Here is an 8,134-nt window from a genome sequence, read left to right as displayed (position 1 = left end):
CAGGTCGGAGAAATTGAACAGGTCACCAAGGTCGAGCAGTTGCTGTTGGATGGGCACAAAAAATCCGATGCCAGAAGACTGGCATCGGATTCTGATTGGCTCAGCTGCTTAAGTGAACAGCATTACGCCTTGCGGCGGGGTTTTTCATTGCAGGGCGAACGTAGGGACTTAGAAGTCCATGCCGCCCATGCCACCCATGCCGCCCATGCCACCGGCGCCACCCATGGCCGGCTCGTCCTTCTTCGGAGCTTCGGCAACCATGGCTTCGGTGGTGATCATCAGGCCAGCGATCGAGGCCGCGTTCTGCAGCGCCGAACGGGTCACCTTGGTCGGGTCCAGGATGCCGAACTGCAGCATGTCGCCGAACTCGCCGGTGGCCGCGTTGTAGCCGAAGCTGCCGGTGCCTTCCTTGACCTTGTTGATGATGACCGACGGTTCTTCACCGGCGTTGGCCACGATTTCGCGCAGCGGGGCTTCCATCGCGCGCAGGGCGATCTGGATGCCGTGGTTCTGGTCTTCGTTGGCACCCTTCAGGCCGGCCAGTGCGGTGACCGCACGGACCAGGGCCACGCCGCCGCCCGGGACCACGCCTTCTTCAACGGCTGCACGGGTAGCGTGCAGGGCGTCGTCGACGCGATCCTTCTTTTCCTTCATTTCGATTTCGGTCGAAGCACCGACCTTGATCACGGCAACGCCACCGGCCAGCTTGGCCACGCGTTCCTGCAGCTTCTCGCGGTCGTAATCCGAGGAGGTGTCCTGGATCTGGGTCTTGATCTGGCCGACGCGTGCGTCGACGGCAGCCTTGTCACCCACGCCATCGATGATGGTGGTGTTCTCCTTGGAGACCTGCACCTTCTTGGCGCGGCCCAGGTCCTTGATGGTGGCCTTTTCCAGCGACAGGCCCACTTCTTCGGAGATCACGGTGCCGCCGGTCAGCACGGCCATGTCTTCCAGCATCGCCTTGCGACGGTCGCCGAAGCCCGGAGCCTTGACGGCCACGACCTTGACGATGCCACGGATGGTGTTGACCACCAGGGTCGCCAGCGCTTCGCCTTCAACTTCTTCGGCAACGATCAGCAGCGGCTTGCCGGCCTTGGCGACGCCTTCCAGCACCGGCAGCAGGTCACGGACGTTGGAGATCTTCTTGTCGTGCAGCAGGATGAACGGGTCATCCAGGTCAGCGGTCTGCGACTGCTGGTTGTTGATGAAGTACGGGGACAGGTAGCCGCGGTCGAACTGCATGCCCTTGACCACGTCCAGCTCGTTGTCCAGGCCCGAGCCTTCTTCAACGGTGATCACGCCTTCCTTGCCGACTTCCTTCATCGCGTCAGCGATGATCTGGCCGATCGACTCGTCCGAGTTGGCCGAGATGGTACCGACCTGGGCAATCGCCTTGTCGTCGGCGGTCGGCTTGGAGATGGTCTTCAGCTCGGCAACGGCGGCCACGACGGCCTTGTCGATACCGCGCTTGAGGTCCATCGGGTTCATGCCGGCGGCCACAGCCTTGGCGCCTTCACGGATCAGGGCCTGGGCCAGCACGGTGGCGGTGGTGGTGCCGTCGCCAGCGTCGTCGTTGGTGCGCGAAGCAACTTCCTTCACCATCTGCGCGCCCATGTTCTCGAACTTGTCAGCCAGTTCGATTTCCTTGGCGACGGAGACGCCGTCCTTGGTGATGGTCGGAGCGCCGAAGCTCTTTTCCAGCACGACGTTGCGGCCCTTCGGGCCCAGGGTGGCCTTGACGGCATTGGCGAGAACGTTGACGCCGCGCACCATGCGCGAACGGGCGTCTTCACCGAAACGAATATCCTTGGCAGCCATTGCAGTTACCTCTTTGGTAGCGCCGGGCGATGCCCGGCGGCTGGGAATTGGAGATCAGGGGATGAAGCAGGTCGCGCCGAGGCTCAGCCGATGACGGCGAGCACGTCGTCTTCGCGCAGGACCTTGTACTCGACGCCTTCGCTCTTGTACGAGCTGCCGGCGTACTGGCCGTAGATGACCTTGTCACCGACCTTCAGCGACGGCGCGCGCACGCTGCCGTTGTCCAGCGGCTTGCCCGGGCCCACGGCCACGACTTCACCCTTGGTGGACTTTTCCTTGGCCGAATCCGGAATGACGATGCCACCGGCGGAGATTTCGTCGGCTTCGATCGGCTTGACCACAACGCGGTCGTGCAGCGGCTTGATGCTCATGAGAGACCTCTTAAGTTATTGATTGGTCTGAAAAAGTCTGGCGATGTTAGCACTCACCCCAGGTGACTGCCAGCATTGCTCGCGAAAAAGCCCGATGAATCGGGAGCAGGACAGAGATGGAGCTGGCCCCGGACCTTTCAAGGCCGCTCGCGGAAAAAATTTCACTGCCCCGGGCCCACTCGATCTGCGCCCATGTGAAGGCCTGGATGCCGGTGCAACGCGGCAACCCTGTCTCTGGAATCCTCGACTTTTGGTGACTCGCGTCGCACTGTCAGATATCTGACGTTCATTTACGACAAAGTGTCACTGGATCGGCCTTAGGCTCGGCCGCGCATTCCCAATCACAAGGAGTAGTCGATGCGATTGCTGTCCCCGCTTGCCGCCGCCTGCCTGCTGGCGCTGGCCGCCGCGCCGGCCCAGGCCGAGGTCTTCATCAACGAACTGCACTACGACGACAGCACCGCCGCCGGTGACGTCGGCGAAGCCATCGAAGTGGTCGCTACCGCGGGCGAGGACCTGTCCGGCTACCGCCTCTATCTCTACAACGGCAGCAATCCTTCAGCCGCCACGGTCTACGCCAACAATCCGGTCCCGGCCGGCACCGCCGCGGGTTGCGGCAGCGCCACCCTGGCCGTGGTCAGCTACCCGACCAACGGCCTGCAGAACGGTCCGAACGACGGCATCGCCCTGGTCGATGCCAGCGGCAAGGTGGTCCAGTTCCTCAGCTACGAGGGCGCCATCACCGCCTCCGGTGGCCCTGCCGCCGGCATGACCAGCCAGAACATTCCGGTGGCCGAGACAAACAGCACGGCCCCGGGCACCTCGCTTCAGCTGACCGGCAGCGGCAGCCAGTACGCCCACTTCACCTGGGCCGAATCGGCCAAGCAGACGTTTGGCAGCTGCAACAACGGCCAGACCTTCAGCGGGGGTGGCACCCCGGGCCCGAACACGCCGCCGTCGGTCTCCACCACTACCCCGGCGCAGGGCAGCAGCACCTTCCCGGCCGCCGCCGACCTGGAAGTGGTGTTCAGCGAGACGGTGAACCTGGCCAGCGGCGCCTTCGCCCTGAGCTGCGGCACCTCCGGCAGCGTGCCGCTGACCTACCCGGCCAGCGGCCGCAGCGTGAAGCTGTCCACCAACACCGCGCTGGTGGCCGGTGAAGCCTGCCGCTTCGACATCCGCGCCGCGCGCATCACCGACCTGCAGGGGGCGCACCCCGCCGCCGACAGCCGCATCGCCTTCACCGTGGCCAGCACCGGCGGCAATCCGGACCCGGGCAACCCGGGCGTGCCGGCCGGTTACTACTCCAAGGTCAATACCAGCAGCCCCAGCCAGCTGCGCTGCTCGCTGCACGCCACCATCAAGGGCCACACCGCCTACCCGTACAGCGGCTCGGGCACCAGCACCTGGACCATCCTGGAAATCGCCGACGAGGATCCGAACAACAGCGGCAGGATCCTGGATGCGTACCGCAACCGCAGCTACGCCAAGGTGACCGACCGCGCCGGCAGCGGCGGCGGCCTGAAGTACAACCGCGAGCACACCTGGCCGAACTCGCTGGGCTTTGCCAGCACCACCGGCGACAAGGGCCTGCCGTACGCGCCGTACACCGACACCCACATGCTGTACCTGACCGACGCGCAGTGGAACGCCGATCGCGGCAACAAGCCGTTCGGCAAATGCGACGCCAACTGCGGCGAACGTGCCACCGAAGCCAACAACGGCCAGGGCGGCGGCAGCGGCGGCTACCCGGGCAACTCCAACTGGGTGCGCATGCCGGACGGCAACACCGGCACCTTCGAGGTGTGGGGCAAGCGCAAGGGCGACATGGCGCGTGCGGTGATGTACATGGCGATCCGCTACGAGGGCGGCAAGGATGCGGCCACCGGCCAGTCCGAGCCGGACCTGGAGCTGACCGACGACCGCAGCAGGATCGTCAAGACCAGCAGTTCGCCGGCCTACATGGGCCTGCTCTCGACGCTGATCGACTGGCACCTGTCCGATCCGCCGGATGATGCCGAGCGTGCCCGCAACGACGTGATCTACAGCTTCCAGGGCAACCGCAACCCGTTCATCGACCACCCCGAGTGGGCGACCCCGGGCCTGTTCACCTCGGCCAAGCCGGCCTCCTGCCAGCTGGCCAACTGACCGCGCAACGCAGCGGTCCACTGCCGGCGCCGGGCCCTGACCCGGCGGCGGCCCTATACTCGACGGTCATGTCGACCGTCGATCCCGTCCTGCTGCTGTTGACCACCTGCCCGGACCGGGCCAGTGCCGAGCGCATCGCGCACGCGCTGGTCGGCGAGCGCCTGGCCGCGTGCGTGACCCGCCTCGATGGCGCGCAGTCGACCTACCGCTGGCAGGGCGAGGTGACCACCGACGCCGAGCTGCAGCTGCTGGTGAAAACCACCGCGAGTCGCGTCGATGACGCGATTGCCCGGATCGTCGAACTGCATCCGTATGAACTCCCGGAGTGCATTGCGGTCGAAACCCGGGCCGGCCTGCCGGCGTATCTGGACTGGATCCGGGCACAGACCCGGGAGGACACTGATTGAAGACTCTGTTTGCGCGTGGCGCCGCCTTGTGCGCCCTGTTGTGGCTCTCGCTGCCGGCGTTCGCCCTGGATGAGAAAGACCTGCTGCCGGTGGACCAGGCGTTCGCACTGACCGCGACCGCCGCCGAGCGTGGCCAGGTGCAACTGCAGTTCAAGATCGCACCGGGCTATTACCTGTATCGCCACCGCACCAGCGTCAAGGCGGATCCGGCCTTCAATGCCGGCGCGCTGCAGATGCCCAAGGGCGACAAGCACCACGACGATTTCTTCGGCGAAGTCGAAACCTATCGCGAACGCCTGCAGGCCACCCTGCCCGGCACGCCGACCGACGCCGCCGGCACCATCAGCCTGGAAGTGCGTTACCAAGGCTGCGCCGATGCCGGTGTCTGCTACCCGCCGCAGAAGCGCGTGGTGCAGGTCACCCTGCCGGGCGCCGGTGCGGCGGCCACGGTGCCTGCCGCGCGTACCGGTGCGGCAAGCCCGTTCAACAACCCGCTGGCCGGTGCCGGCAACAGCGGTGGCCTTCGCCTGCCGGGCGCGGCCAGCAACAGCCAGGCGCTGCCGCTGCCGTCGGAGCAGGCGTTCGGCTTCGACGCCATCGCCAGCGACGGCAATACCCTGCTGCTGCGCTTCAGCCCGGCGCCGGGCTACTACCTGTATCGCGACCGCACTTCGGTGAAGCTGGACGGCAGCACCGGGGTGCTGGCCGACAAGCTGCGCTGGCCTGCCGCACAGTCGCATCGCGACGAACACTTCGGCGATGTCTCGGTCTACTTCAACCAGGTGGAAGTGCCGCTGCCGCTGCGCCGCTCCATCGCCGATGCGGTCGACAGCACTCTGGTGGTGACCTTCCAGGGTTGCCAGACCGATGGCATCTGCTACCCGCCGATGACCCGCCGGGTGAAGCTGTCCATTCCGGCCGGGAAGGTCAGCAGCAGCGCCGACCAGGCGCCACCGCGCAATGAAGTGATCAGCCCGCTGCCCGCTGCCAACGGCGCACCACGCGAAGCCGCCAACGGCGCACCGCTGCGCCTGCTGCCAACCGTGCCCAATACGGATGCAACGGCCCCTGCTGCAGGTGACGGCACCGCCAGCCGTGAGTTCGCCGCCGATGCACAGGGTGACAACGCGCTGCGCACGCGACCGCCGGTGACCACGCCGAATCCGGACCGTTCGTTCGTATGGGTCCTGCTGCTGGCCCTTGCCGGTGGCCTGGTACTGAACCTGATGCCCTGCGTGCTGCCGATCCTGTCGCTGAAGGTCCTGAGCCTGGCGCAGAGTGGCGAAAGCCCGCAGCGCGCGCGCAGCCATGCCCTCTGGTACACGCTGGGCGTCTTGGTCGCGTTCGCGGTGATCGGTGCGTTGATGGTTGGCCTGCGCGCGATCGGCAACGCCGTCGGCATCGGCTTCCAGCTGCAGCACCCGGGCGTGGTGGCGGCGCTGGCCTACATCATGTTCGCGGTGGGCCTGAGCCTGTCCGGCGTGTTCACCCTCGGCGGCGGCATCGGCAACCTCGGCCAGTCGCTGGCCAGCCGCAGTGGCCCGGCCGGTGATTTCTTCACCGGTGCGCTGGCCTGCGTGGTCGGCAGTGCCTGCGTCGGCCCGTTCATGGGCGGCGCGATTGCCTACGCGTTCATAGCCCCGCCGCTGAAGGCGATGACCGTGTTCCTGTTCCTCGGCCTGGGCCTGGCCCTGCCGTTCCTGCTGATCGGCTTCGTGCCGGCGCTGGCGCGCCGCCTGCCCAAGCCGGGCCCGTGGATGGAAACGCTCAAGCACGTGCTGGCCTTCCCGATGTATGCCACCGTGCTGTGGCTGCTGTGGGTGCTGGGCAAGCAGCGCGGCGTGGACGGCATGGCGCTGGTGCTGGGTGGCCTGCTGCTGCTGGCCTTCGGTCTGTGGCTGTTTGAACGCAACCGCTGGACCGGCTCGCGCGCCGTCACCCTGCTCGGCGTGCTGCTGGCGATCGGTGCACTGGTTCCGGCCTGGGGCGTGACCCAGCTGGCAGCGCCGGCGCGTGCCGCACAGGCGGCCACTGACAACGTGGTCGAATACTCGCCGCAGCTGCTGGATCGCCTGCGCGCCGACAACCGCGTGGTGTTCGTGAACATGACCGCCGACTGGTGCGTGAGCTGCAAGGCCAACGAGCGCGCCGTGCTGTCGCGCCCAGAGTTCAAGGAACTGCTCAAGCGCACCAACGCGGTGTACATGCGCGGTGACTACACCAACGTCGATCCGCAGATCACCACGTTCCTGGAAGAGCACAAGGCCGTGGGCGTGCCGCTGTACGTGGTGTACGGCCCCGGCGCACCGCCGACCGTGCTGCCGACCCTGCTGACCCAGGCGGTGGTCGAGGAAGCGCTGCTGCGCACCGCACGATGAAGTGGCAACGGCCAGCGCTGCTGTGGACAGCGGCGCTGGCCGCCGGCCTCGGCCTGTGGGCCGGGCATCGATTGGCTCCCGCGCCGGCTGCGCCTGAGGCCATGCCAGCGGCGCCTGCGGTGGCGACGGTGGCACCCGCCCTGCAGGTCGGCGACAGCCTGCCCGCGCTGTCGCTGCCCGATCTTGAAGGCCGACCGCTGGACCTGCGCCAGCACGCTACCGGCCGCCCGCTGTTGATCAATGTCTGGGCCAGCTGGTGCGCGCCCTGCGTTGAAGAAATGCCTGAACTGGCGCGCTTTGCCCACACCCAGGGCGACAACGGTGTGCAGGTTCTTGGCCTGGCGCTGGATACGCCGGAAGACGTGCGCCGCTTCCTGCAGCAGGTACCGGTGGACTACCCGATCGTGATCGAGACACCCGGGCCACGCGATGCCAGCGTGCAGCTGGGCAATACGCAGGGCCTGCTGCCCTACAGCGTGCTGTTCGATGCACAGGGCCGGCTGGTGAAGGCGAAGCTGGGACCGTTCGCCCACGGCGAGATCGACAGCTGGGTGAAGTGAGGGTTCGGCAGGGCTGCGCCCTGCACCTGCCGAGGCCACAGCAACAGCCAAAGCGGCCCTGCAGTGCTGAGAATTGGGCGGGGCGGTGTGAGGCTGCAGGACACGCCGTAAACCCGTCCATGGGGGCTCGATGGCGCCATCCATGGCGCCAACGGTCCTGCAGCCCCACACCGCCCCACCCCCGACAGATTCCCGGTGCTTTTCGGTAGGTGTCGACCTTGGTCGACACATCCGTCAGATATCGAATGAAATTCTGGGGTCAGATCCCCAAGAGCATTTCCAACAGATCGCGGAAATCTGTCGAAGGCGGGGTGGGTCCGGTTGTGGGGGCGTGAGCCGCATGGATGCGGCGACCGAGCTTACATGGACGTACTTGCAGCGGCCCCCGCAACCGGACCCACCCCGCCATCCCACGGATAGCCCGCTGTTGCTGTTGCCTCGGCTGTTGCTGT

General features: G+C 66.6%; 6 protein-coding genes. 4 read left to right on the top strand and 2 right to left on the bottom strand.

Annotated elements, in window-relative coordinates; translation table 11 throughout:
• Positions 1-168: 168 nt before the first annotated feature.
• Both groL and AC5O77_RS21255 read right to left on the bottom strand, forming a co-directional pair.
• The gene (groL, locus tag AC5O77_RS21260; protein WP_014038666.1) at positions 169-1,818 is read right to left on the bottom strand and encodes a chaperonin GroEL; all 1,650 of its coding nucleotides are present in this window, start codon (positions 1,816-1,818) and stop codon (positions 169-171) included.
• 83 nt (positions 1,819-1,901) lie between these two features.
• Entirely contained in the window at positions 1,902-2,189 is a 288-nt protein-coding gene (locus AC5O77_RS21255) for a co-chaperone GroES (protein WP_006396661.1), read from the bottom strand.
• A 357-nt stretch (positions 2,190-2,546) separates the two neighbouring features.
• Here AC5O77_RS21255 and AC5O77_RS21250 point away from each other — a divergent pair, with 357 nt between their 5' ends.
• The 4 genes from AC5O77_RS21250 to AC5O77_RS21235 all read left to right on the top strand — a co-directional run bounded on the left by AC5O77_RS21250 (position 2,547) and on the right by AC5O77_RS21235 (position 7,682).
• A complete protein-coding gene (locus tag AC5O77_RS21250; RefSeq protein WP_478057453.1) occupies positions 2,547-4,337 on the top strand; it encodes an endonuclease in 1,791 nt (596 codons plus the stop codon).
• A gap of 68 nt (positions 4,338-4,405) precedes the next feature.
• Positions 4,406-4,744, top strand: coding sequence for a divalent-cation tolerance protein CutA (gene cutA, locus AC5O77_RS21245; protein ID WP_010481118.1), 339 nt, complete (start codon positions 4,406-4,408; stop codon positions 4,742-4,744).
• A complete protein-coding gene (locus AC5O77_RS21240) occupies positions 4,741-7,122 on the top strand; it encodes a protein-disulfide reductase DsbD family protein (protein ID WP_478057454.1) in 2,382 nt (793 codons plus the stop codon). Before cutA ends, AC5O77_RS21240 begins: the two co-directional genes overlap by 4 nt.
• Entirely contained in the window at positions 7,119-7,682 is a 564-nt protein-coding gene (locus AC5O77_RS21235; RefSeq protein ID WP_478057455.1) for a TlpA family protein disulfide reductase, read from the top strand. The genes AC5O77_RS21240 and AC5O77_RS21235 overlap by 4 nt, the downstream gene beginning before the upstream one ends.
• Positions 7,683-8,134 lie beyond the last annotated feature (452 nt).

Source organism: Stenotrophomonas sp. INTA L402-1 (assembly GCF_059295135.1).
Note: the sequence above shows the minus strand (reverse complement) of the source record. Positions and strands in the feature narration are given on the sequence as shown.